At 69.7% G+C, this 24251-nt stretch carries 25 protein-coding genes; 17 read left to right on the forward strand and 8 right to left on the reverse strand.

The genetic code is table 11. The annotated features are described in order from the left end of the window. Window positions 1-38 precede the first annotated feature (38 nt). Window positions 39-1136: a substrate-binding domain-containing protein gene (locus AC3WLB_RS12505; RefSeq protein ID WP_022897543.1), complete on the reverse strand. Its 1098-nt coding sequence runs from the start codon at window positions 1134-1136 to the stop codon at window positions 39-41. A 73-nt stretch (window positions 1137-1209) separates the two neighbouring features. Beyond that, window positions 1210-2025, reverse strand: coding sequence for an ATP-binding cassette domain-containing protein (locus AC3WLB_RS12510; protein ID WP_492506408.1), 816 nt, complete (start codon window positions 2023-2025; stop codon window positions 1210-1212). A 120-nt stretch (window positions 2026-2145) separates the two neighbouring features. Here AC3WLB_RS12510 and AC3WLB_RS12515 point away from each other — a divergent pair, with 120 nt between their 5' ends. Next, window positions 2146-3120, forward strand: a complete 975-nt coding sequence (locus AC3WLB_RS12515; RefSeq protein WP_492506410.1) for an NAD-dependent epimerase/dehydratase family protein — start codon at window positions 2146-2148, stop codon at window positions 3118-3120. Window positions 3121-3151: 31 nt separating this feature from the next. Here AC3WLB_RS12515 and AC3WLB_RS12520 read toward each other — a convergent pair whose 3' ends face one another. Next, window positions 3152-4534, reverse strand: coding sequence for a glycine--tRNA ligase (locus AC3WLB_RS12520; protein WP_492506412.1), 1383 nt, complete (start codon window positions 4532-4534; stop codon window positions 3152-3154). A 70-nt stretch (window positions 4535-4604) separates the two neighbouring features. On the opposite strand from AC3WLB_RS12520, the gene AC3WLB_RS12525 reads away from it, so the two are divergent. From AC3WLB_RS12525 to AC3WLB_RS12550, 6 genes are all read left to right on the forward strand, one after another. Then, window positions 4605-5960 carry a hypothetical protein gene (locus tag AC3WLB_RS12525; protein WP_492506414.1) on the forward strand — a complete coding sequence of 452 codons (1356 nt, stop codon included), beginning with the start codon at window positions 4605-4607 and terminating at the stop codon, window positions 5958-5960. After that, window positions 5957-7276, forward strand: coding sequence for an alpha/beta hydrolase-fold protein (locus AC3WLB_RS12530; RefSeq protein ID WP_492506416.1), 1320 nt, complete (start codon window positions 5957-5959; stop codon window positions 7274-7276). Before AC3WLB_RS12525 ends, AC3WLB_RS12530 begins: the two co-directional genes overlap by 4 nt. A gap of 49 nt (window positions 7277-7325) precedes the next feature. Then, window positions 7326-8726, forward strand: coding sequence for a putative Ig domain-containing protein (locus AC3WLB_RS12535; protein ID WP_492506418.1), 1401 nt, complete (start codon window positions 7326-7328; stop codon window positions 8724-8726). A gap of 93 nt (window positions 8727-8819) precedes the next feature. Further along, window positions 8820-10598 carry a TIGR03767 family metallophosphoesterase gene (locus AC3WLB_RS12540; protein ID WP_492506420.1) on the forward strand — a complete coding sequence of 593 codons (1779 nt, stop codon included), beginning with the start codon at window positions 8820-8822 and terminating at the stop codon, window positions 10596-10598. Beyond that, complete coding sequence (locus tag AC3WLB_RS12545; RefSeq protein WP_492506422.1) at window positions 10595-10957, forward strand: hypothetical protein; 363 nt, start codon at window positions 10595-10597, stop codon at window positions 10955-10957. Before AC3WLB_RS12540 ends, AC3WLB_RS12545 begins: the two co-directional genes overlap by 4 nt. Next, window positions 10954-11538 carry a hypothetical protein gene (locus tag AC3WLB_RS12550; RefSeq protein ID WP_492506424.1) on the forward strand — a complete coding sequence of 195 codons (585 nt, stop codon included), beginning with the start codon at window positions 10954-10956 and terminating at the stop codon, window positions 11536-11538. The genes AC3WLB_RS12545 and AC3WLB_RS12550 overlap by 4 nt, the downstream gene beginning before the upstream one ends. A 7-nt stretch (window positions 11539-11545) precedes the next feature. Here the strand turns inward: AC3WLB_RS12550 and ku are convergent, their stop codons facing one another. Beyond that, window positions 11546-12451: a non-homologous end joining protein Ku gene (gene ku, locus AC3WLB_RS12555; protein ID WP_492506426.1), complete on the reverse strand. Its 906-nt coding sequence runs from the start codon at window positions 12449-12451 to the stop codon at window positions 11546-11548. Between the two features lie 46 nt (window positions 12452-12497). On the opposite strand from ku, the gene AC3WLB_RS12560 reads away from it, so the two are divergent. From AC3WLB_RS12560 to AC3WLB_RS12575, 4 genes are all read left to right on the forward strand, one after another. Beyond that, entirely contained in the window at window positions 12498-15077 is a 2580-nt protein-coding gene (locus tag AC3WLB_RS12560) for an ATP-dependent DNA ligase (RefSeq protein ID WP_492506428.1), read from the forward strand. Window positions 15078-15188: 111 nt separating this feature from the next. Further along, a complete protein-coding gene (locus tag AC3WLB_RS12565; protein WP_492506430.1) occupies window positions 15189-15317 on the forward strand; it encodes a hypothetical protein in 129 nt (42 codons plus the stop codon). Window positions 15318-15426: 109 nt separating this feature from the next. Then, window positions 15427-17460 carry an APC family permease gene (locus AC3WLB_RS12570; RefSeq protein ID WP_492506432.1) on the forward strand — a complete coding sequence of 678 codons (2034 nt, stop codon included), beginning with the start codon at window positions 15427-15429 and terminating at the stop codon, window positions 17458-17460. Between the two features lie 101 nt (window positions 17461-17561). After that, window positions 17562-17759: a DUF3073 domain-containing protein gene (locus tag AC3WLB_RS12575; protein ID WP_022895278.1), complete on the forward strand. Its 198-nt coding sequence runs from the start codon at window positions 17562-17564 to the stop codon at window positions 17757-17759. Window positions 17760-17795: 36 nt separating this feature from the next. Here the strand turns inward: AC3WLB_RS12575 and AC3WLB_RS12580 are convergent, their stop codons facing one another. After that, the gene (locus AC3WLB_RS12580; RefSeq protein ID WP_492506435.1) at window positions 17796-18302 is read right to left on the reverse strand and encodes a hypothetical protein; all 507 of its coding nucleotides are present in this window, start codon (window positions 18300-18302) and stop codon (window positions 17796-17798) included. 90 nt (window positions 18303-18392) lie between these two features. Between AC3WLB_RS12580 and AC3WLB_RS12585 the strand changes: the two genes are divergently transcribed. Together AC3WLB_RS12585 and AC3WLB_RS12590 are read left to right on the forward strand one after the other, a co-directional pair. Further along, complete coding sequence (locus AC3WLB_RS12585; RefSeq protein ID WP_492506437.1) at window positions 18393-18671, forward strand: type II toxin-antitoxin system Phd/YefM family antitoxin; 279 nt, start codon at window positions 18393-18395, stop codon at window positions 18669-18671. Then, the gene (locus tag AC3WLB_RS12590) at window positions 18668-18931 is read left to right on the forward strand and encodes a type II toxin-antitoxin system RelE family toxin (protein WP_492506440.1); all 264 of its coding nucleotides are present in this window, start codon (window positions 18668-18670) and stop codon (window positions 18929-18931) included. The genes AC3WLB_RS12585 and AC3WLB_RS12590 overlap by 4 nt, the downstream gene beginning before the upstream one ends. Before the next feature lie 22 nt (window positions 18932-18953). Here the strand turns inward: AC3WLB_RS12590 and AC3WLB_RS12595 are convergent, their stop codons facing one another. Next, on the reverse strand, window positions 18954-19328 hold the full coding sequence (locus AC3WLB_RS12595) for a sterol carrier family protein (RefSeq protein ID WP_492506442.1): 375 nt from the start codon (window positions 19326-19328) through the stop codon (window positions 18954-18956). Window positions 19329-19495: 167 nt separating this feature from the next. Then, window positions 19496-19924: a GNAT family N-acetyltransferase gene (locus tag AC3WLB_RS12600; RefSeq protein WP_492506444.1), complete on the reverse strand. Its 429-nt coding sequence runs from the start codon at window positions 19922-19924 to the stop codon at window positions 19496-19498. A 41-nt stretch (window positions 19925-19965) separates the two neighbouring features. Between AC3WLB_RS12600 and purD the strand changes: the two genes are divergently transcribed. The 4 genes from purD to AC3WLB_RS12620 all read left to right on the forward strand — a co-directional run bounded on the left by purD (window position 19966) and on the right by AC3WLB_RS12620 (window position 23380). Further along, the gene (purD, locus tag AC3WLB_RS12605; protein ID WP_492506447.1) at window positions 19966-21246 is read left to right on the forward strand and encodes a phosphoribosylamine--glycine ligase; all 1281 of its coding nucleotides are present in this window, start codon (window positions 19966-19968) and stop codon (window positions 21244-21246) included. Continuing rightward, complete coding sequence (locus AC3WLB_RS12610) at window positions 21243-22181, forward strand: phosphoribosylaminoimidazolesuccinocarboxamide synthase (protein WP_492506449.1); 939 nt, start codon at window positions 21243-21245, stop codon at window positions 22179-22181. The genes purD and AC3WLB_RS12610 overlap by 4 nt, the downstream gene beginning before the upstream one ends. Before the next feature lie 81 nt (window positions 22182-22262). Next, window positions 22263-22988: an alpha/beta fold hydrolase gene (locus AC3WLB_RS12615; protein ID WP_492506451.1), complete on the forward strand. Its 726-nt coding sequence runs from the start codon at window positions 22263-22265 to the stop codon at window positions 22986-22988. Between the two features lie 92 nt (window positions 22989-23080). Continuing rightward, the gene (locus AC3WLB_RS12620) at window positions 23081-23380 is read left to right on the forward strand and encodes a hypothetical protein (protein ID WP_022895287.1); all 300 of its coding nucleotides are present in this window, start codon (window positions 23081-23083) and stop codon (window positions 23378-23380) included. Between the two features lie 33 nt (window positions 23381-23413). Here AC3WLB_RS12620 and AC3WLB_RS12625 read toward each other — a convergent pair whose 3' ends face one another. Beyond that, window positions 23414-24232 carry an alpha/beta fold hydrolase gene (locus AC3WLB_RS12625; protein ID WP_492506454.1) on the reverse strand — a complete coding sequence of 273 codons (819 nt, stop codon included), beginning with the start codon at window positions 24230-24232 and terminating at the stop codon, window positions 23414-23416. Between the last annotated feature and the right edge of the window lie 19 nt (window positions 24233-24251).

Genomic DNA, 24251 nt, shown 5'->3' on the forward strand with positions numbered 1-24251 from the left:
CGTGTCGGGCTGATCCGGATGCGGGATTCAACGGGTGATCAGGACTTGCAGAACAGGTCGTAGGCGGTGGTGCCCTCGGGAGCCGAGGCCAGCTCCTTGACGCGCTCCTCGATGTTCGGGATGGCGGCTGCCTGCTCGGCGGTGACCGGGCACGGCTTCACGCTGACCGCGGCGTCGTCACCGGTGTCCTTCACCGCCGGCGGGTTGCCCGCAGCGATCTGGTCGGCGATCTCGAACGCGAACGACGGGTAGCCCTCGAGGAAGTACATGACGCTGCCGACGAGGTTCGGGTCGACGTTCGGGCCCGTGATCAGGCCGCCGTCCTGGCCCCAGCCCATGATCGAGCCGTCGCGGCCGAGCTGCGTGGCGGCCTGGAGGGCGCCGACCACGGCCTGGTCGTTGAGGCCGACCACCAGGATGTTCTTCGCATCCGGGTGGGCCGCGAACACGCCGGGCGCGTTCGCGAGCGAGGTGGTGAGGTTGCCGTCGGCTTCGTACTTCACGTAGTTCTCGGCCGGGATGTCCGGGCAGACCTTGCCGATGGCGTCAGCGGCGTTGCCGGTGCGCCAGGTGTTGATCTGGCCGGCGGCGGTGCCTTCGGCCTCGATCACCAGGTCGACCTTGCAGTCCCACTTCTCCTTGGCCATGTTGCCGAGGGCGGTGCCGCCGTCGGTGCCCGCGGCGGCGTTGTCGACGCCCACGAAGTACCAACCGGGCTGGGCGATGTCGAAGGTGACGACCGGGATGCCGGCGTCGGCGTACTTCTTCGCGATCACCGGGTTCGCCGAGGGCTGGCCGTTGAACATCATGACCATGTCGACACCCTTCTGAATGAAGATGTCGGCGTTCTTCGTGGCGGTGGCCTCGCTGTTGTCGTTCGAGAGCTCGACGAAGTCCCAGCCGCGCTGCTCGGCGAGGCCCTTGGCCACATCGCCCTGCAGGTCCTGCCAGTCGGCGTCGGGCTGCCCGCCCACGGCGAAGCCGAGGGTGAAGGTGCCGTCACCCGCGGCGTCGGTGCTGTCGCCGCCGCCGGTCGACGAGCCGACCGTGCTACATCCGGCGAGCATCAGGCTGGCGGCGGCGATGCCGACCAGGCCCAGGCGGGCGAGGCGCCCGCGCATGGTGAGTTGCGTCATTGCAGTGTTCTCCTCAGGTTAGGGAAGGGGGTGGAACTGTGAGGGGGTGGTGGTGGGTGGTGGTGCCGCGCCGTCAGTGGACGACGGCCGCGGTGTCCTCGGGCGTCTCGACGTCCGCAGGAATGGCGCCGGTGATGAGACCGACGATGGCTTCGGGGGTGACGTCTTTCACGTCACGGGTGGCGATGGAGCGGCCGAGCCGCATCACGGTCACCCGGTCGGCGACGGTCACCAGCTGCTGCATGTTGTGGCTGACCAGGATGACGCTCACGCCGTGGTCGCGGAGCCGGCCGATGAGCTCGAGCACCTGGGCCGACTCCCGCACGCCGAGCGCAGCGGTCGGCTCGTCGAGGATGACGATCTGGCGGCCCCAGAGCAGGGCCCGGGCGATGGCGAGGCACTGTCGCTGGCCGCCCGACATGCCCTTCACCGACACGTTCACCGACTGGATGCCGACGCCCAGCTCGGCGAGCACCTCGCGTGAGCGCTTGCGCATGCCGCCGTCGTTCACGACGTTGAGCAGTCGCAGGAACGGGTTCTTCGACAGCTCCTCGCGGCCGAGGTAGACGTTCTGCACGGCCGACATCGTGTCGACCAGGGCGAGATCCTGGTAGACCGTTTCAATCCCGGCCTCCAGCGCATCCGACGGGCGGCGGAAGCTGACCGGCTCGCCCGCCACGCGGATGTCGCCCGAGTCGGGCACGACCGCGCCCGAGAGCACCTTGAGGAAGGTGGACTTGCCGGCGCCGTTGTCGCCGACCAGGCCCATCACTTCGCCCTTGCGCAGCGTCATCGACGCGTCGGCGAGTGCGACGACCGCACCGTACCGGCGGGTGATGTTGCGAGCGCTCAGCGCGATCTCGGGCGTGGCGGGTGCGGTGTCGGGCATCGGATCAACCTCGTTGTCGGAACGAATCTAAAACGTTCTAGGTAAAACGTTTCATTACGATAACTCCGATTCCCCCGTCGTGCAAGCGGAAAGATTTGGGGAGGGACTAGGGTGCTCGATATGTCTTCAGCAAAGGTGTTGTTCATCGGTGGCACAGGGATCATCTCCTCCGCAGCGAGCGCGCTCGCGGTCTCGCGCGGGATGGCGGTGACCCTGCTCAACCGTGGCGCGTCGCGCCGCCCGCAACCCGAGGGCGCGGAGGTGCTGACCGCCGATATCGAGGATGCCGCGGCCGTCGACGCCGCCCTCGGCGCACGCGAGTTCGACGTGGTCGTCGACATGATCGCGTTCACCCCGGATCAGGTGCAGCGCGACCTCGACCGCTTCGAGGGGCGCACCGGGCAGTACGTGTTCATCAGCTCCGCCTCCGCCTACCAGAAGCCGGTGAGCCGGCTGCCGATCACCGAGTCGACCCCGCTGCGCAACCCCTCCTGGCAGTACTCACGCGACAAGATCGCCTGCGAGAACCTGCTCGTCGAGGCGTATCGGCAGCGCGGCTTCCCCGCCACGATCGTGCGCCCCTCGCACACCTACGACAAGTGGACCCTGCCGTTCTTCGGCGGCTGGACCGTGGTCGACCGGATGCGCCGGGGCGACGAGGTGGTGGTGCACGGCGACGGCACCTCGCTCTGGACGCTGACGCACACCGACGATTTCGCTCGGGGCTTCGTCGGGTTGTTCGCGAATCCGCTGGCCTACGGCGACACCTTCCAGATCACCTCGGACTTCGTGTACACCTGGAACGAGATCTTCGGGATCATGGGGGCTGCCGCGGGGGCTGAGCCGCGCATCCGCTACGTCACGAGCCACGACATCGAGGCGGCCGCGCCCGAGACCGCGGGGCAGCACCTCGGCGACCGGGCCCACTCGGTGGTCTTCGACAACACGAAGATCCGCTCGCTCGTGCCCGACTTCGCGCCCGTCATCCCGTTCCACGAGGGAGCCCGCGAGATGCTCGCCTGGCACGACGCGCACCCCGACCTCCAGGTCGTCGACCCCTACTACGAGTCCCTCTTCACCCGCCTCCTGGCCTGACCCGATCCTCCTCGCGACCCGTCAGATGAGGTCAGGCGCCGATGAGGCGCTCGGCGAGGTAGGCGGGGAGGCGGTCGAGGGCGACGCGCTCCTGCGCCATCGAGTCGCGCTCGCGCACGGTGACGGCCTTGTCGTCCAGGCTGTCGAAGTCGACCGTGATGCAGAAGGGCGTGCCGATCTCGTCCTGCCGGCGGTAGCGGCGGCCGATCGCTCCGGCGTCGTCGAAGTCGACGTTCCAGCTCTTGCGCAAGTCGGCGGCGAGTTCACGGGCGAGCGGCGAGAGCGCCTCGTTCCGCGACAGCGGCAGCACGGCGGCCTTCACCGGCGCGAGCCGCGGGTCGAGCTTCAGCACGGTGCGCTTGTCGACGCCGCCCTTGGTGTTGGGCGCCTCGTCTTCGTGGAAGGCATCCACAAGGAACGCCATCAGCGAGCGGGTGAGACCGGCCGCCGGTTCGATGACGTAGGGCGTCCACCGCTCGCCGGTGGTCTGGTCGAAGTACGACAGATCGGTGCCCGAGGCCTTCGAGTGGGTGGAGAGGTCGAAGTCGGTGCGGTTCGCCACACCCTCGAGCTCACCGAACGCGCTGCCGGTGAAGCCGAACTTGTACTCGATGTCGACCGTGCGCTTGGAGTAGTGCGACAGCTTCTCCTGAGGGTGCTCGAACAGGCGCAGGTTCTCCGGGTCGATGCCGAGGTCGGTGTACCAGCGGAAGCGCTCGTCGATCCAGTACTGGTGCCACTCCTCGTCCTCCCCGGGCTTCACGAAGAACTCCATCTCCATCTGCTCGAACTCGCGGGTGCGGAAGATGAAGTTGCCGGGCGTGATCTCGTTACGGAAGCTCTTGCCGATCTGGCCGATGCCGAACGGCGGCTTCTGCCGGCTCGAGTTCAGCACGGCGTTGAAGTCGACGAAGATGCCCTGCGCGGTCTCGGGCCGCAGGTACGCCATCCCGCTCTCGTCGTCGACCGCGCCGAGGTACGTCTTCATGAGGCCCGAGAAGTTCTTCGGCTCGGTCCAGGCGCCGGGCTGGCCGGTGTCGGGGTCGCGGATGTCGGCGAGCCCGTTGACCGGCGGATGCCCGTGCTTCTCCTCGTACTGCTCGAGCAGGTGGTCGGCGCGGTAGCGCTTGTGAGTGTGCAGCGACTCCACCAGCGGGTCGGTGAACACCTCGACGTGCCCCGAGGCCTCCCACACCTGGCGGGGCAGGATGACGGCCGAGTCGAGGCCCACGACGTTGTCGCGGCCCTGCACCATGAACTTCCACCACTGGCGCTTGATGTTCTCTTTCAGCTCCACGCCGAGGGGCCCGTAGTCCCACGCCGAGCGGGTTCCGCCGTAGATCTCTCCCGTCGGGAAGACGAACCCTCGGCGCTTGGCCAAGGCGATGACAGAATCGAGACGGGATGCAGGCATGAAGTTGACTCCGGTATCTCCGCGCGGCCGGCTGCTCGCACTGGATCGACCACAATTCTAAGGGGGCGCGATGACCGCCGAGAGCGACCAGGATGCCCGTCGCGAAGCCGATCGCGCCGCCGAGCGCTGGCTGCGGCGCCGCGGGCTCCCCTATTTCGTGCCACCCGGCGCCTGGGCCGACCGGCTGTTCGCCCGGGTCGCTCCGTTCCTGGTATTCCTCGCGCTGGCCGACGTCCCGCTCTCGGGCCTCCTGCGCATCCGCTTCTCGGCCGACACCGATTCGCCGGCGCTGGCCCTTCTCATCGTGCTCCTCGTGCTCGTCGTCGGGGCCGCCGTCGTGGCGCTGCCCGTCGCGGCGGCGGTCGTCTCGGCGGCGCTCCTCCGGCGCTTTCCGGCCGCGAGCATCCCGGCCACCGTGGCGCTGCTCGCCCTCTGCCTGGCGGGCTCACCGGTCGCGGCCCGGCTGACCGGCTCGGGGCTCGACCCCGTCGCCGTGCTCCTCGTCAATGCGGGCGCGATCGCGCTCGCCTACCTCTTCACGTGGCTCGGGATCGGTGCGCTGCTCGCGTCGGCGGCGCGCATCGCACTGCGCCAGCTCGCGGCCATCGGCACCCTCACGACCCGGGCGCTGCCCATCCTGATGCTGGTGGTCGTGTTCGCCTTCTTCTCCCGGCCGCTGTGGGAGGTGACCAGCACCATGCAGCCCGCCCGACTGCTGGCGGTGGGAGTGTTCTTCGTGGTGCTGGGCCTGCTGTTCGCGGTGCCCCTCACCCGCGGCGAGATGCGGGCGCTCGACGAGAGCGTGTCGGCGAGCGATCGCGGCCGGCTGGTGCACGAAGCCGGGTTGCCGCAGCTCGAACCGCGCGCGAACCTCGCGGCGCCGCCCCTCAAGCCGATCGAGCACGGCAACCTCGAGTCGGTGTTCGTGCTGGCGCTCGGCTTCCAGGTGCTCGTGTTCGCGCTGCTCACCTGCCTCTTCCTGCTGGTGCTCGGCGCCCTCGCCTTCTCGGCCGAGGTGCTCGAGGAGTGGGTGGGCGGGCGCGCCACCACCGTCACGCTGTTCGGCGTCGACCTGCCGTTCACCTGGGCGCTGCTGAAGACCGCCATCTTCTTGAGCTGCGTGTCATCGCTCAACTTCCTGGTGTCGGTGACCACCAACAAGGGCTACCGGGCCACCTTCTACGACCCCCTGTTCCACCACGCCCGCGTCGCCCTCGCCGTGCGCGCCGCCTACCGCGGAGTTCTCCAGCCCAGCGGCGCACCGAGCCCCCAGGGCGGCGCCGAGGGCACGACGTTTGGCGAAGTCCACGCGCCGCGGGCGGGAGCGCGGCACGCGGCGCTGGAAGACGAGGACGAGGACGAGGTGCCCGGGCTCTTCGGGGTGCCGGAGCCCGGGATGGTCGAGCCGGGACGCGGGTCGGAGTGAACGGGGGCGCCTGGTTCCTGTCGATCCGCATCGTCGACGGGCCGTTCCTCTGGGGCACGTACCTCCTCGCAGCCGCGGTGTTCGTCTACCTGCTGCTGCGTCGGCCCACCCGCGTCTGGGTGCTGACGGCCGGGATCGCGCTGGCCGCGGGCATCCTGCTCGCCGTGCTCGCCACGGTCGTGGTGCAGGACGTGCTGAACCTGTTCAACTCACCAATGACCCTCGAGGCGCGGGCGTGGATCGCGTCGGCCGGCGGCGGCATCGCCCTCGCGGTGGTGAACCTCTGGCGCTCGCGCTGGTGGCGCAAGGCCGTCGCGGTGTGGGCAGTGCTGTTGTTCGCCTGGACGGCGACGCTCGGCATCTCGGCCGACTTCGGGGTGCTGAAGAACCTCGGCGACCTGCTCGACATCTCGATCGAGCGGCCGCTCGATGTGGCCGCGCTGGCTCCGCACTCGACGAATCCGCCCGGCCCGCTGTACGCATCCTGGTCGCCGCCGGCGTCGATGCCGGCGCACAGCAGCCACGGGGCGATCGCCATCCCCGCGTCCGACCCCGGGTTCACGCCCCGCGACGCGATCGTCTACCTCCCCCCGGCCGCACAACTGCCGCACGCCCCGGCGCTGCCGGTCGTCGTCTTCCTGAGCGGGCAGCCGGGCGCGCCCGACGTGGCCGACATCGGGGCGAGCCTCGACCGTTTCGCGGCCGAGCACGACGGCCTCGCGCCGATCGTGGTGTCGGTCGACCACCTGGGCGGGAGCTCCGGCAACAACCCGCTCTGCGTGGACGGCTACCAGGGCGATGCACTGACCTACGTCAACCGCGATGTACCGGCTTTCATCCGGTCGACCTTCAATGTGCTGCCCGGCCGGGAGTTCTGGACGATCGCGGGTTTCTCGAACGGGGGCGAGTGCGCCATCGCGTCGGCGGCGCGCTTCCCGCAGACCTGGGGCAACGTCATCGACATCTCCGGCGAGCTCGAGCCCGACCTCGGCGGCGAGCGCGAGACGCTCGAGGAGGGCTTCGCGGGAGACCAGGCGGCCTATGACGAAGCGAAGCCCCTGAACATCCTGGCCGCCGGTGCGGCCGACCCGGCGACCGCGGCGCTCTACGCCGACACGGTCGCGGTCTTCGACGACGGCACGGAGGACGAACCGTACCTCACCGCGTCGCGCACCCTCTCGGCGGCGGCCGCCGACGCGGGCATGGCCGCCCACCTCTTCATCTCTCCCGGCACCGGGCACGACTCGGCCACCATCGAGTACGGCTTCGACCACGCCTTCGCGGTGCTCTACCCGCGCTGGGGCCTCGCGCCCTGACGAGGGTTCTGAGCATTGCTCCTCGTGGCCCCGCATGCTATCGTGCCTCATGCATTCGAGCCATCCTCATGTTCTTGCCCGACGTTCTGCACTCATCGCCGCTGCAGGCGCCTCGCTCACGGCAGTCGCCCTCGCCATCGCGCCGCTCTCCGCGAGCGCGACCGTGTCACCTCGCGTCATCCCGCACGACTCCGCCCATGGCATCGGCCTCGCGCCGGCGGGAATCGCGATCGACTCGGTGCTGCACCGCGCCTTCGTCACCAACTCGGGCGACGACAGCGTCTCCGTGATCGACACGACGACGGATGCTGTGGTCGCGGTCATCCCGCCCGGCCCGATCGGCATCGGCGACGAGCCGACCGGCATCGCGCTCGACGAGGCGGCACATCATGCTTACGTGGCGAACCGGGCGAGCGGCACGGTCTCGGTGATCGACACGACGAGCCTCACGGTGACCTCGGTGATCGCGCACGACCCGCGCAGCGGAATCGGCAATCAGCCGCTCGGCGTAGCGGTCGACCCTGGGCGGCACCGGGCCTACGTGACCGAGTACGGTGACGGCCAGGTGGCGGTGCTCGACACCACCGTCGGTCACGAGAAGGTGCTGGACATCCTCGCCTTCGGCCTGATGCGCGGAATCGGTCACGGGCCGGCCGGCGCCGCCGTCGACACCGTGCTGAACCGCGCATTCGTGGCCAACTCCGGCGACGACACGGTCTCGGTCATCGACACTCGGACCTCGACAGTGACGTCGGTGCTGAATGATCTCAGCTCAGCGATCGGGCATGCGCCGCGCGGTGTCGCGATCGACGAGGTGACGCACCACGCCTTCATCACGAACTCCGGCGACGGCACCGTGAGCGTCGTGAACACCCGCACCTTCGCGGCCGACCGGCTGCTCACCGCGGCGTCGTCGATCGGCCGGGCGCCGTCGGCCGTGGCGGTCGACGAGGGCCTGCGCCGCGTGTACGTGGCCAACTCCGCCGACGGCACGGTCACCGTGCTCGACGCCGACAGCTTCGCGAGCCTCGCCGTCATCGGCACGAGGGACGACATCGGCGCAGCTCCCAGCGCCGTGGCGGTCGAGGAGGGCGGTGAGGCGGGCACCGTCTTCGTGGCGAACGCACCCGAGGGCACCGTCACGGTGGTGACCGGTCTGCCCGGCGTCGCGCCTGCCATCCTCACGCGCTCCCTGCCCGACGCCAATCAAGGGTCGCCCTACTCGGCTCGCATCGACACCGTCGGCATCCCGGCTCCGGAATTCGCGCTGACGGCGCCGACGGGCGAGTCCTTGCCGGCCGGACTCGTTCTCGATCCCGCGACCGGCATCCTGAGCGGCCCGATCACGGCGTCACCGGGTACCTATCACCTCGTCGTCACCGCTTCGCAAGCGGGCCGCGCTCTCGCGACGGCCACGTTCACGCTGCGCGTCCTCGACCCGGAGTTCTAGGGCGCGTTTCCTGGCGCCGTCACCCTCGCATTGGAGGTACTGGGGCCGTCGAGCCGAGCGCTACGCTCGGGGTACCCGACCCCGGAGGAGCCCGTGCCCGGACTTTCTCGCCGCCAATTCCTGCTGGCGGTCAGCGCCTTGAGCGCGGCCAGCGCCATCCCCCGCGAACTGCTGGGGCCGGCTCTGGCAGCACGTGCCGCACCCGCCGAGGCGCCGAGCACGTTGGGTCAGACCATCCTGCAGGGCGCGGTGCGATCGGGCTCCTACCGCACCCTCGTCTCCGGCCCGGGTGAACCGTACCTGCCGCGGCTCGACATCCTCGGCCGCGCCGCCTCCGCGTCGCGCGCGGCGAGCCGGCGCTCGCTGCTCTACCTCGGGCACCTCTCCGACCTGCACGTCATCGACGCGCAGTCCCCGGGCCGCATCGAGCCGATGATCGTGCAAGACCACAGCGCCTGGGGCTCGGCGTTCCACCCCCAGGACCCGCTCAGCCCGCACGTGACCGCGTCGATGGTGAAGGCCATGTCCGACCTCCGCTACAGCCCGCTCACCGGCGCGCCGATGAGCGCCGCGATCGTCACCGGAGACAGCGCCGACATGCACTCCCACCGCGAGCTGCGCTGGTACATCGACCTGCTCGACGGACTGAGCGTCGACCCCAGGACCAGCGACACCTTCGAGGGCGTTCAGGCGTGGGCGGATGCCGTCTGGGCCTACCGTCCCGGCGACCCCGCCGGCGGAGCCTTCGGCGCCTACGGCTTCCCGAAGCTGCCCGACCTGCTCGACCAGGCGATCGCCCAGCCGGTGCCCTCGGTCGGTCTGCCCGCACCGTGGTACACGGTGTACGGCAACCACGAGACCCTGCTGCTCGGCACCTTCGACCTCGACTCGCAGTTGCGCTCGCTCGCCATCGGCGGCCAGAAATCGTACACGCTCGAGGCCACGGCCACGATGGCCCTCGGCGGGTACGCCGCTCGCACCAGCGTCATCCAGCAGGCCCTGGATGCGTTCGGCATCGCATCCGGTCTCCGCCCCGGCTTCCGGGCCGTGCCGCCGAACCTCACCCGGGCCCTGTTCACGCACCAGGAGTTCATGGAGCAGCACTTCGAGACCGAGAAGGCGCCGGGCCCGGTCGGCCACGGCTTCACCAAGCACAACCTCGACACCGGGGAGACGTGGTGGAAGGCCGACCTCACCCCGCGCATCCGGGCGTTCGGTCTCGACACCTGCAACGCCGTCGCCGGGCCGGACGGCGCGGTGCCGGAGGTGCAGTTCCAGTGGTTGAAGAAGGAGCTCGAGCTCGCCCAGCAGCAGCAGAAGCTCGCCCTGGTGTTCAGTCACCACAACAGCGACACCCTCGAGAACCGTGCGCAGCGGCCCGGGCAGAACGAGGTGCTCATCGGCGCCGACGAATTCATCGCGATGCTGCTGCAGTACCCGGTGGTGGTCGGGTGGCTCAACGGGCACACCCACCTCAACCAGATCCTCGCGCATCGGGCCCCCTCGGGCGGCGGGTTCTGGGAGATCACGACGGCGTCGTGCATCGACTTCCCGCAACAGCAGCAGGTGGTCGAGCTCGTCGACAACCGCGACGGCACGCTCTCGCTCTTCACCACCGTGGTCGATCACGCCGCCGACGCCACCCCGGGCAGCGGCGGCGACTACCTCTCGCTCGCCTCGCGCAGTCGCGAACTCGCCTCGAACGACTGGGCAGAGACCCCTATGATGCGTCGCGGCTCGGCCCTCGATCGCAACACCGAGCTCCTCCTGCCCGCCCCGTTCGATCTCTCGGTGATCACCGACGCCGAGCTCGAAGCGCAGCACCTGACCGAGCGCACGCGCATCCTCACGCACGAGGCGGCCCTCTCGTGACGCGCGCCAGGGTCACGCGGATGGCCCTCGTCGGCACCGCCCTGGCCGGCGCGCTCGCGCTTGCCGGGTGCTCGCAGATCAGCGCACTCGCCCCCGTGGGTGGTGACGCCATCGCCGAGGTGCGCTTCGGCGCCATCGATGTGCTGCTGGCACACGACGTCGACGTGCTCGAGGCGCCGACCTGCAGCACGCCGGATGCCTCGACCACCGTCACCTGCTCCGGCAGCACCACGACGGGCGAGCCGATCACCGTGACATCCAGCACCGATGCGGATGCGCAGCTCGAGGTGATCGTCGGCGGCCGCTCGCTCTACGACGGGCCACTGCAGGAGGTCATCGATCAGGCGGCCCGCTCGTGAGCGCGCGCCGGATGCTGCGCCGCGGTCTCCTCCCCTTCACCGTCGTGGTCGTCAGCCACGCGGCCGTGCAGACCCTCCTCGTGGCGATCGGCCCGCGGGAGCCGTTCACGACCTGGTCGCTCCTCCTCTCAGCGCTCTCGGGCGCGGCGCTCCTCGCCGCGGTGTGTGCGCTCTGGCGCATCGCAGAACGCTCCGCCCGCCTCGGCCGCCGTCTGGGCCCGCTCGTCGTCCGCACCGTCGTGGTCGGAGTGGCGACCGCACTGGCCGCCGTGCTCCTCCCGCCCCTCGTCCCGGTGCTGGTGGCCGCCGGATGCGCAGTGCTGGCCGCCGGGGGCGTGGCGGCGGCGGGAGCGATGGCGGCGCGACATCCGCTTCGCTTCACGCTGCTCGCACTCGCGACGATCGTCGCGGTGCTGCTCGGCTGGGTGGCCGACCTGCTGCTGGGCCTGTTCGTGACCGGGGCACCGGCCGCGGCGGCGTCGTGGCTCGTAGTGGGAGCGGCAGCCGTGCCGCTGATCTGTCTGTGGCTCGCCACCGCGCTCCGGCCGGCGCGCATCCGGAGCGGCGCCCGAACGCCCTAGCGTCGGTTCAGGAGGCTTTCGTGGCCTTCTTGGCGGCGGGCTTCTTCGCCGGCGCCTTCTCGGCCGGCGCCTTCTTCCCGGGGGTCTTCTTCGCGGGAGCCTTGGTGCCGGTGCCCGACCCCGACCCCGAGCGGCTCTTGTCGACCGAGCGCCGCAGGGCCTCCATCAGGTCGAGCACCTCACCGCCCTCGTCCGCCCCCGGCTCGCGCCCGAAGGTCTCGTCGGTGTCGACCGAATCGCCCTGGGCGAGCTTCGCCTCGATCAGCGTGCGCAGTTGCTCCTGGTAGTCGTCGGTGAACTTCTCGGGCGCGAAGTCGGTGGCGAACTGGTCGACGAGTGACATCGCCATCTCGAGCTCCTGCGACGACACCCGGGTGGGCTCGTCGAGCGACGGGAACGCCGCCTCGCGCACCTCGTCGTCCCAGAGCAGCGACTGCAGCACCAGCACGTCGCCGCGCACCCTGAGCGCACCCAGCCGGGTCTTCTGGCGCAGCGCGAAGTGCACGATGGCGGTGCGGTCGGTGGTCTCGAGGGTCTTACGAAGCAGCGCGTAGGCCTTCGGCGACTTCGAGTCGGGCTCGAGGTAGTAGCTCTTGTCGAGCATGATCGGGTCGATCTGCTCGCTCGGCACGAACTCCACCACCTCGATCTCGCGGCTCTTCTCCTCCGGCAGCGAGGCCAAGTCGTCCTTCGTGAGGATGACGGTGCGCTCCCCGTCGTCGTAGGCCCGCGCGATGTCCTGGTAGTCGATGATCTTGCCGTCGATCTCGCACCGGCGCTGGTAGCGGATGCGCCCGCCGTCCTTCTCGTGCACCTGGTGCAGCGAGATGTCGTGGTCTTCGGTCGCGCTGTAGACCTTCACCGGCACGTTGACGAGCCCGAAGGTGATGGCGCCTTTCCAGATCGATCGCATACCCAATTAGACCCCGCACCGGCCCTTATTGGGTAGAGGATGGAGCATGGCCGCCGCAGCGAAGAACCGCGCCACCGAGCAGACCGTCAGCGTCGGAGGGCACCGGCTGCGCATCACGAACCTCGACAAGGTGCTGTACCCCGAGACCGGCACCACGAAGGCGGATGTCTTCCGCTACTACGCCGAGATTGCCCCATTCCTCATTCCGCATGCACGCAACAGGCCCGCCACCCGCAAACGTTGGGTGCACGGGGTCGGCGACGCCGAGCATCCGGGGCAGGTGTTCTTCCAGAAGAACCTCGACGAGGGGACGCCCGACTGGGTACGACGCGTGAGCATCCAGCACTCCGACCACGTGAACGTGTATCCCCTGGTCAACAACGCCGCCACGCTGGCCTGGTTCGCCCAGATCGCGGCCCTCGAGATCCACGTACCGCAGTGGCGGGTGGATGCGCACGGCCGGCAGAAGAACCCCGACCGCTTCGTGATCGACCTCGACCCCGGCGAGGGCACGGGCCTCCCGGAGTGCGTCGAGGTGGCGAAGCTGGCCCGGCGCATCCTGGTCGACATGGGGCTCGAGCCGGTGCCGGTGACGAGCGGGAGCAAGGGCATCCACCTGTACGCCGCGCTCGACGGAAAGCAGACCTCCGACGAGGTCTCGGCGGTGGCCCATGAACTGGCGCGGGCGCTGGAGGCCGACCACCCCGACCTCGTGGTCAGCGACATGAAGAAGGCGCTGCGGGTGGGCAAGGTGCTCGTGGACTGGAGCCAGAACAACGGCAACAAGACCACCGTGTGCCCCTATTCGCTGCGTGGCCGCTCGCGCCCGACGGTCGCCGTGCCCCGCACCTGGCGTGAGCTCGCGGGCTCCGGCCTCCGCCACCTCGAACTCGACGAGGTGCTCGACCGCATGAAGCGCCGCGCCGATCCGCTCGGCGAGAGCGCCGAGGCCCCGGGTTCGCTCGAGGCGCCGGGCGGCGAGTGGCACTCGAACCGCTCGGCCGATGACCAGCCGGATGCGCATCCGGAGCCCGGCGGCGCGCGGGACCGCCTCACGGTCTACCGGTCGAAGCGCGACCAGGCCAAGACACCCGAGCCCGTGCCGGCCGCGACCCCGGAATCGACGGATGGCCGTTCCTTCGTCATCCAGGAGCACCACGCCCGCCGCCTGCACTGGGACTTCCGCCTCGAGCACGACGGCGTGCTCGTGTCGTGGGCGCTGCCGAAAGGCGTTCCCGACGATCCGAAGGTCAACCACCTCGCGGTGCAGACCGAGGACCACCCGATGGAGTACGGCACCTTCGAGGGAAGTATTCCGTCCGGGGAATACGGCGCCGGAAACGTACTCATCTGGGACTTCGGCGAGTACGAGCTCGAGAAGTGGCGGGACGGCAAAGAGGTGATCGTGACGCTGCATGGCCAGCCGTCCGGCGGGTTGGGCGACGTGTGCAAAGTCGCCCTCATCCACACGGCCACCGGCAAGGACGGCAAGAACTGGCTCATCCATCGCATGGTGACGGATGAGGCGGCACCCGCGAAGAAATCCCCCCGCGCAGCTGCCGGCACCGCCGCCGCCCGGACTTCACGCACGAAGTCGGCCGCCGCGCCGGCCACGGATTCCGGACTCACGACCGCCGCCCGCACGGGCAAGCTCGGGGCGATGCTCGCCACGCTCGGCACCGAAGCCGACATCGGCGACGAGACCGAGTGGGCCTTCGAGATGAAGTGGGACGGCATCCGCGCCCTCATCACCATCGACGACGGCCTTGTGTCGCTCCGCACCCGCAACGGCAACGACGTGACGGCCGCATACCCGGAGCTGACGGATGCGCTGGCCCGCGTCTTCGCCGGCCGCTCCCTCGTGCTCGACGGCGAAGTGGTCGCCCTCGATTCGCGTGGCCGACCGAGCTTTGGCCGCCTGCAGCAGCGGATGGGCCTCAGCAAGCCGCGCGACGTCGAGGCGGCCCGGGCGACCGTGAAGGTCGACCTGATGCTCTTCGACCTCCTCGAGCTCGACGGCCGGTCGCTCGTGAAAGAGGAGTACACGGCTCGCGGAGCGGCTCTGAGCGAGCTGCTGCCCGAGAGCGACGGGCCGCTGCACGTTCCACCGGCCTTCGACGGCGACCTCGCGCACGCCCTGGACTCGAGTCGCACCCTCGGCCTCGAGGGCGTGATGGCGAAGCGCCGCGACAGCACCTATTCGCTCGGCCGCCGTTCGCGCGCATGGATCAAGCTGAAGCACCACCTGGCACAGGAGGTGGTGATCGGCGGCTGGCGCCCCGGCAAGGGCCGGCGTGCGTCGCAGGTCGGGTCGCTGCTGATGGGGGTTCCGGATGCCGACGGCACCCTCCACTACGTCGGTCGCGTCGGCACGGGGTTCAGCGAGCGCGACCTCGACGCCATCACCGCGCGCCTGGCGAAGCTCGCCCGCAAGACCTCCCCGTTCGCCGACGTGCCCGCGCTCGACGCCCGCGACGCGAACTGGGTGACTCCGAAGCTGGTGGGCGAGGTCGAGTTCGCCGAGTGGACGGGCTCCGGCGAGCCCGGTGCCGAGCGCCTGCGCCAGCCCTCCTGGCGCGGCTGGCGCCCCGACAAGTCCCCCACCGAGGTCCGCCGCGAGGGCTGACCGGCGGGTGCGCTGCCGAGCCGTGCACGGATGTGCGGGGAGGTAGTGCCGCGGGCGGGCGAGTGGTACCGTCGCGAACACGAGCGACGGCCCGACATCAAGGAGGATCTCATGACCGAGAAGAACGAGCGACGCGGCGAACGCGACGGCGAGTACACCGACACCGAGGCGGAGGACGTGAACGTTCCCGAGCCCGAAGCCGGCGAGTACACCGACAGCGAGATCCCGGGCGACGAGTAGCGCTCGAGACCCGTCGACCGCGGTCGCGGAAATCAGTGGAGAGGGGCGGGAATAAACCGCCCCTCTTTTCAATTTGACAGTGCCGCGCGCCGGAGTAGTGTTCTCACTCGTGGTTAATGAAACCCGCTCGGCGAAACGCTGGTTGATCGGAGATCCCCTCCCGAGCGACAAGCTCGAAGGTCAGCTCCTCCCCAAGCGTCTCGCCCTCCCGATCTTCGCCAGCGACCCCTTGTCATCGGTGGCGTACGCGCCGCAAGAACTCCTCATGATCCTCCTCATCGGAGGACTTTCTTTTTTGACCTTCGCGCCGTGGGTCGCCGCCGCCGTCGTGCTCCTGCTCGTGGTGGTGGTCGCCTCCTACCGGCAACTGGTGAAGGCCTACCCGTCGGGCGGCGGTGACTACGAGGTCGCCCACAAGAACCTGGGCGAGAAGGCGGGCCTCGTCGTCGCATCCGCTCTGCTCGTCGACTACGTGCTCACCGTCGCCGTGTCGGTGGCCTCGGGCGTCGACAACATCATCTCCGCCATCCCTCAGCTGAACCCGTGGCGGGTCGAGATCGCGGTCGGTTTCGTGGTGCTGCTCATGGCGGTGAACCTCCGCGGGGTGCGGGAGTCGAGCAAGGCGTTCGCCATCCCCACCTACGTCTTCGTGGGCAGCGTGGCCCTCATGATCGTGATCGGTCTCGTGCGCACCGCGTTCGGCGACGCCCCGATCTCCGAGTCGGCCGACTTCGGGGTGAAAGCCGAGCAGCTGACGCAGGCGGCCATGATCCTCCTGCTCCTACGTGCCTTCTCGAGCGGATGCTCGGCCCTCACCGGTGTCGAAGCGATCTCCAACGGGGTGCCCGCGTTCCGCACCCCCAAGATCAAGAACGCCCAGCGCACCCTGGTGCTCATGGGCGGCATCGCCATCTGCCTGTTCGCCGGCCTCACCGCGCTCGCCCTCATCTCCCAGGTGCACTACGCCGAAGACGCCTGCCACCTGATCGGCATGGCCGACTGCGCCACCACACCGCAGCGGAGCCTGATGGCGCAGGTCGCGGCATCCGTCTTCGGCAACAACAGCATCATGTTCTTCGTCATCCAGGCCGCCACCGCCGCGGTGCTGCTGCTGGCCGCGAACACCGCGTTCAACGGCTTCCCGCTGCTCGGCTCGGTGCTCGCGAAGGACTCCTACGCGCCGAAGGCCATGCTCACCCGCGGCGACCGCCTGGTGTTCTCGAACGGGATGATCGTGCTCGCGCTCGCGGCGACCGCCATCCTCGTGGTCTACCAGGCCAACCTGACGCAGCTCATCCAGCTGTACATCATCGGCGTCTTCGTCTCGTTCACACTCGGCCAGACCGGCATGGTGAAGCACTGGCTGCACGTGTTACGCGAGGGCACGCCGGAGCGCGGGGCGGTCATCCGTTCGCTCGCCATCAACGCCACCGGCGCGGTGTTCACCGCCGTGGTGCTGATCGTCGTGACCATCACCAAGTTCACCCACGGCGCCTGGCTCGTGTTCGCCATCATGCCGGTGCTGTTCCTGCTCATGATGGGCGTCAACCGCTACTACCGAGACGTGAACAAGGAGGTGGAGGTCGACCCCACCACCACCTTCGGCGCCAGCGGCGACCACGCGATCGTGCTGGTGGGGCGGATGCAGAAGCCCGTGCTCAAGGCACTCGACTACGCCATCGCGGCACGACACGACTCGATCGAGGCGGTTCACCTCTCGATCGACGACGAGCAGACCGCGCAGCTCGAAGCGGACTGGCAGGCGATGAACATCGAGGTGCCGCTCAACATCATCGAGTCGCCGTACCGTGATGTCGCCGAGCCGCTGTGCCAGTACATCGTGAAGCACCGCGCCGAGCACGGCTCCGAGGTGGTGACGGTGTACACGCCCATCTACATCGTGGGGCACTGGTGGGAGACGATCCTGCACAACCACAAGGCGCGGCGCATCCGCAAGAAGCTCATGCTGGTGCACGGCGTGACGCTCGCGCTCGTGCCGTGGCTGCTCGACTCGTCGGAGTTGCTCTACGGAAAACGGTCCCGTCCGCTGCCCGGGCAGGAGCGTCGCGGCGAACCGATGCGCCCCGTCGTACGGCGCCCGCACGCCGAAGCGGCGGCCGCACGCAAACGCGCCCGGGGCTGAGAGCCGTGTGACGGCTGCGTGCTAAACTGACCCAAGTTTTCGTAGTTATTCGTCTCATCCGGGTGGTCCGACCCCCGGCCCGAATCGTGAGGGGGTCTCGCATGGGGCGTGGCCGTCAAAAAGCTAAGCACACGAAGGTGGCTCGGGAGCTGAAGTACTTCAGCCCGGAGACGAACTACTCGGCGCTCGAGCGTGAACTCACGGCGAAGTCCGACGAGCCCGACTACTCGAAGTGGATCGACGAAGACGACGACGCCGACGACAGCTACGAGCCGAAAGACGAGCAGAAGCGCGCCTGAGGCTCCGCACGTCGCCGGGGCGCGGTAGCTCCCGGCTCAGTTCTTCGGTTCGCCGGGCTTCGGGTCGCCCGAGTCGGGCTCAGCAGGCGTCTCGTTCTGCGCATCCGCCGGCTCGGCGATCTGCACGAAGTCGGCGACCTCGATCGGGCCCGGTTCGTCGTGCTCCTGGATGCGCTCGGCCTCGACCGTGCGTGCCCGCTTGCGGCTCGACCGGTCGAGTGCGATCGCGATGAGTGCCCCGGCGGCCACGAAGAGCGCCACCACGAAGATGCCGACGAAGCCGAACACCTGCAGCCGGTTGAAGTCCTCCTGCTCGGGGAACGCGAAGGTCAGCACGATGGTGACGAGGAGCCCCAGCGCCAGGCCCACCGCCATGAACCGGTAGTACCGCGGCGCCCGCCGCACGGTGACCTGGTCGATCGATTCGGTGATGCGGGCGCTCGGCTGCTGTGCGCTCGGCTGGGGCACGGGCGGCTGCGGCGCGGGCGGCTGCTGTTCGCTCGGCTGCGATGCGCGGGAACTCGGCTCGGGATGGTCACTCACCCCTCCATTGTCCCGCATCCGCCTGCACCCCGCCTGCTTCGGCGTCCGGTTGCCCTCAACGATTGTACAAAGTCGCGGTACGATTGGTACATGTCTGTCCCACCCATGACCGTAAGCGTGAGCGAGGCTCGCCAGAGCCTCTCGGCCATGGTCGACCGTGCACGCACCCAACGTGCGCCCGTCTATCTCGAACGCCATGGTCGTCGGGTGGCCGCGATCGTCGATGCCGACGACCTCGAGTCACTCGTCGCGCTCGCTGAAGACATGGCCGACATTCGAGCCGCCGATGAGGCGCGCGCCGAGCTGAGCCGATCGGGCGCCCCCGGCATTCCCTGGGCCGAGGTCAAGCGCGACCTCGGGCTCGAGTGAGTTATCACATCGTCGTCGCCCCTACCGTCGTCAGAGAACTCCGAAAGCTCGATCCGCCGGCGCGCCGCCGCATCCAGGCGGCCATCGAATTACTGGCCGACCAACCGCGTCCGCCCGCAGCCACCCAGCTGGTCGGAGGCCGCGGCGAATGGCGGGTACGAACGGGCGATTACCGGATCATCTACGAGATCGACGATGGTGAGCTTCGCGTGCTGGTGCTGCGGGCGGGGCACCGGCGCGAGGTCTACCGCGACCGCTGATCGGCGCGCGCCGCGGGCGGGGTCAGGGGCGGCGGTAGCCGGCGAGGGGGACGTAGCCGGTGAGGTCGGCGCGCTGACCGGAGGCACGGATGCGCGCGGCCGCGACCCCGTCGGCCCAGGTGAGGGCGCCGGTGGCCAGGTCGAGCCAGGTTCGGGCATCCATCTCGACCACGTTCGGCGGGGTTCCGCGGGTATGACCCGGGCCGTCGATGCACTGCACCGCGCCGAAGGGCGGCACCCGCACCTCCACCGAGTTGCCGTGCGCCCGCTCGGCGAGCACCTGCAACAGGTACCGCACGGCGGTCGCCCGGGTGTCGCGCGACGCCGCGTCGAAGTCGGCGCCCACCGCATCCACGGCCGCATCCCCCTCGGCCGCCGGGATCTTCGCCTTGCCCATCCTCTTACGCTACCTCTCACGGCGCCGACGCCCACCCCCGATCCTGGACGGCCCCGTCAGTCGCAACGACGGAGAATCCGGGCGTTGCGCGCGAACGACGGATGCTCAGCGGCGCGTCGCGCCCGAACTCCGTCGTTGCCGACAGCACGCGGCGGGGGCGTGCCGCGTCAGAGGTCCCAGCTCACCACGACGGCTTGCTCGGGCGGCGCGCCGCCGGCAGCGCGGTAGGTCGCGAGTGCCGCCGCATTGCCGGGCTCGGTGGCCACCCACATCGCCCGGCAGCCGCGCTCCCGCGCCAGGTCGGCGAGCGCCCGCACCAGCGCGGCACCGATCCCCCGCCGCTGCGCGCCCTCCTCGACTCCGAGCTCGTTGAGGTACATCTCCGTACCCTTGTCCGGATGCGTGAGCTCCGCCCCCGAGATCATGCCCACCGGATGCGCCGGGCCGGCCAGCTCGTCGTCGTAGGCGAAGAGCAGGTGGTGCGTGGTGTCCGCGAGGAACGCCGCGGTGGCGGCCGGCCGGACCGGCTCGTCGAAGAGGTGCGCGCCACGGAGCACGGTCGCGGCATCCGTCGCCCGCTCGATCCGCAGCGTCATGACGCCACGGTACGCGCAGCACGACGCCCTAGGCTAGGAGGGTGAAAATCCTGGTCCTCGGCTCGGGCGCGCGTGAGCACGCCATCATCACCGCGCTGCTCCGCGAGGGCGACGCCCATGAGATCATCGCCGCCCCCGGGAACGCCGGCATCGCCGCCGACGTGCCGACCGTGCAGCTCGACGCGAACGACCCGCAGGCCGTGGCGAACTACGCCATCGCCGAGGACGTGCAGTTCGTGGTGATCGGTCCCGAGGCCCCACTGGTGGCGGGCGTCGCCGACGCCCTCCGCACGCGCGGCATCCCGGTGTTCGGGCCCGGCAAGGAGGCGGCAGCCCTGGAGGGGAGCAAAGCCTTCGCGAAGCACATCATGGCCGCCGCCGGGGTGCCGACCGGTCGAGCGGTGAGCGCCTCCACCCTGGCCGAGGCCGAGGCCGCCCTCGCGGAGTATGGGGCACCCTACGTGGTGAAGGCCGACGGTCTGGCGGCGGGCAAGGGCGTGCTCGTCACGGCCGACCTCGCCGAGGCCACGGCGCATGCGGCGCACTGGCTGCAGCACGGCGAGGTGCTGATCGAGGAGTTCCTCGAGGGCGAAGAGGTCTCCCTCTTCCTTCTGAGCGACGGACACTCGGTCGCCCCGCTGTCGCCCGCCCAGGACTACAAGCGCCTGCGCGACGGCGATGAAGGGCCGAACACCGGCGGCATGGGCGCCTACTCGCCGCTGCCCTGGCTCGCCGATCGTTTCGGCAGCGAGAAGGTGTTCGTCGACGAGGTGATCGAGACCATCGCGTTGCCCACCGTGCGCCGGCTCGCCGAGGAGGGCACGCCGTTCATCGGACTGCTCTACTGCGGTCTCATCCTCACGCCGAGGGGCATCCGGGTGATCGAGTTCAACGCCCGTTTCGGCGACCCCGAGACGCAGGTCGTGCTGCCGCGACTGCGCACACCGCTCAGCGGGTTGCTGTTCGCGGCCGCGACCGGCACCCTGGGCGATCACGCCCGACCCGAGTTCAGCGACGACGTGGCCGTCACGGTGGTGCTCGCGAGCGAGAACTATCCCGGCTCGCCGGTGACGGGCCGCGCCATCGCCGGGCTCGACGACTTCGGCCCCACGGGTCCGGGAGTGGAGGGCGTCACCGTGATGCACGCCGCCACCGACCGCGACGGCGACGTGCTGCGCGCCACCGGCGGCCGGGTGCTGAGCGTGGTGGCCACCGCCCCCGACTTCGCGCTCGCCCGCGACCGGGTCTACGGGGTGCTCGAGGGCATCCACCTCGAAGGGTCCCAGCACCGCACCGACATCGCGGCGAGGGTGGCACGATGACCGCGGATGCCGGGCCGCGCCCGGTGCCCGGCTGGCGGCACGTCTACAGCGGCAAGGTGCGCGACCTGTACGTGCCGGAGACGACGGATGCGCAGCAGGAGGTGCCAGCAGCGGGCGACGCCACCCTCGAGACCCGCCCGCCGGCGCTGCTCGTGGTGGCGAGCGACCGCGTGAGCGCATTCGACCACGTGCTGGAGCCTGGCATCCCCGGCAAGGGCGAACTGCTCACGACCCTCAGCCGCTGGTGGTTCGAGCAGCTCGCGGAGGTGCCCGATCACCTCATCGCCGACACCTCGGTCCTGCCGGCCGTTCCGGCTGAGCTCGCCGCACGCTCGATGGTGGTGCGCTCGCTCGACATGTTCCCGATCGAATGCGTGGTGCGCGGCTACCTCTCCGGCAGCGGCTGGAAGGAGTACCAGGCCAGCCAGAGCGTCTGCGGCATCGCGCTCCCGGCGGGCCTCCACGACGGCGACCGCCTGCCCGAGCCCATCTACACGCCGGCCTACAAGGCGCCGCTCGGCGAGCACGACGAGAACATCAGCTTCGAGCGCACGGTCGAGCTCGTGGGCGCCGACGACGCGACCGCGCTCCGCGACCTCTCGCTCAGCATCTACCGGCAGGCATCCGCCATTGCCGAGGCGCGGGGCGTCATCCTCGCCGACACCAAGTTCGAGTTCGGGCGCGACCCCGAGTCGGGTGAGATCACCCTTGCCGACGAAGTGCTGACGAGCGATTCGAGCCGCTACTGGGATGCGTCGGCCTACGACTCGGGCGAGCGCACGGCGAGCTTCGACAAGCAGATCGTTCGCAACTGGCTGGCCGCGCACTGGGATCAGACCGGCGCGCCGCCCGCGCTCCCGCCCGAGATCGTCGAGCAGACCGTGCAGCGCTACCGCGAGCTGCTCGAGCGGCTCACCGGGGCGCATCCGCTCTGAGCCTCCCGCTCCACCCGACACCGACGGCCGCCCTCGGTCGGCGTCGGCGCGATGTCGGTGGTGCCGCGTAGGGTCGGCGGCATGAACGTGGTTCTCATCGCAGGTTTCTGGCTCGGCGGCGACTCGTGGAGCGAGGTGGTGCCCCCGCTCGAAGCGGCGGGCCTCACCGTGCACACCCCCACGCTGGCAGGGCTCGCGTCGGTCGACGACGACCGGTCGGCGGTGACGCTGGCCTCGCAGACCGCCGAGGTGGTGGCGCTGATCGATGCGCTCGCCGCCGGTGCATCACCCGGCGAGGCGCCGGAGAAGGTGGTGCTGGTCGGCCATTCCGGTGGCGGGGCGATCATCCACGGGGTGGTCGACGCCCGGCCCGACCGGGTGGTCCGCGCCATCTACGTCGACAGCGGCCCGACACCGAACGGCGTGGCCATCAACCCGCAGCTCGAGGTGACGGGAACGGATGCACCGCTGCCACCGTGGGAAGACTTCGACGAGGTCGACCTCCGTGACCTGACCGAGGAGCAGCTGGCGCAGTTCCGGGAGCGTGCGGTGCCCGAGCCGGCGCGGGTCGCCCGCGACGAGCAGCAGCTGACGAACCCCGCACGGTACGAGGTGCCCATCACCGTGATCACCTGCACGTTCCAACGCTCCGAGATCGAGGAGGCGATCGCCGCCGGCGTGCCGTACTTCGCCGAATTGCCCTTGATGGCGCGGTCGACCATCGTCGAGCTCCCCACCGGGCATTGGCCTCAGTTCACCCGCCCACGCGAACTGGCCGAGCACATCGTCGCGGCGATCGGGGTGTGAACACGGTGACGAATCCCTGAGAGGTTTCTGGCCATCCCTTCACTCCCGGCGCAGACGCGGAAGGGTGGAAGGACGACAGGAAGGGGGCACCTGTGCCCGAGCTCATCGATCTCTTCCCGATACTGTTCGTCATCGTCGGGGCCGTCATCGCCATCGTCTTCGTGGTGGTCATCGTGCAGGTGGTCGCAAATGCACGTCGAGTGCGGGAGCGCGGTCACAATCCGCTCACCCTGCAGGCCGACCTCGCCACGCAGCTGCTCGAGAGCGACGCGCTGAGCCGCGCGCGCCCGACGGAGGAGCGACTCGCCGAACTCGACCGGCTGCACGACAACCACGTGATCTCAGCCGAGGAGTACCACACGGCCCGCGCGCGAGTGCTCGCCGATCGCTGAGCCGGAGCGTCCGCAGCCGCACGCTGCCGCCGGTCAGCCGATCGCCGTGGCGACCACCCGAGCCATCGGCTTACGGATCATGTGATCGCTGACGTTCACCACATGGGTGGTGACGTTGCGCATCTTCTCGATGATCGCCAGGTTCTCCGGAACCAGGAACTCGTCCAGGCGCCCGTAGACCAGTTCGACCGGCGCGTCGACCCGCGCGAGGTCGCTGATGACGGTCTGCGATTCGATGCAGTGCTCGAGCGACTTCACGAACGGCTCCCAGTTCTGCTCCGTGATCTCCATCACGTGGGCCACCGGCAGCAGCTTCGAGACCACCGCGGCGTGGGCGATGGTGAAGGCCTTGTTCTCGCGGAAGTACTGGTAGGCCTGCAGGTAGCCGCTCATCCGCAGGCGCACCCTGGGGTCGCCGATCTCAGCGGGCGACAGGTACACGGGCGGGCTCACCAGCACGAGCTTGGCGACATGCGATCGGTGCGTCGCCGCGTAACGGGCGGCGATGAGGCAGCCGAGCGAATGACCCACCAAGGTGAACGGTGCGTCGAGACGGAGCGAGCGGATCGTGTGGGCGACCGCTGCGACGTGCTCCTCGAGGGTGTACTCGGCGCCCTCGGGCTGTGGCGACTCGCCGAAGCCGAGCAGGTCGATGGCGATCACCCGGTGCTCGTCGAGGATGAGCGGGGTGACATAGAAGAAGGTGGCCGACGACGACGCGATGCCGTGGATCATCACCACGACGGGTCGCGGATCGTGACCGCCGCGCTTGTTGTCGGCGGCGACATGCAGCAGAGGGGCCCGCGGGTCGCGGAGCCCCTCCACCAGATCCTGGATCGTCGGCACGCCCATCCGCCGGCTCAGTCAGCGG

The sequence above is a fragment of the Herbiconiux sp. FW305-C-125 genome, from assembly GCF_058783455.1.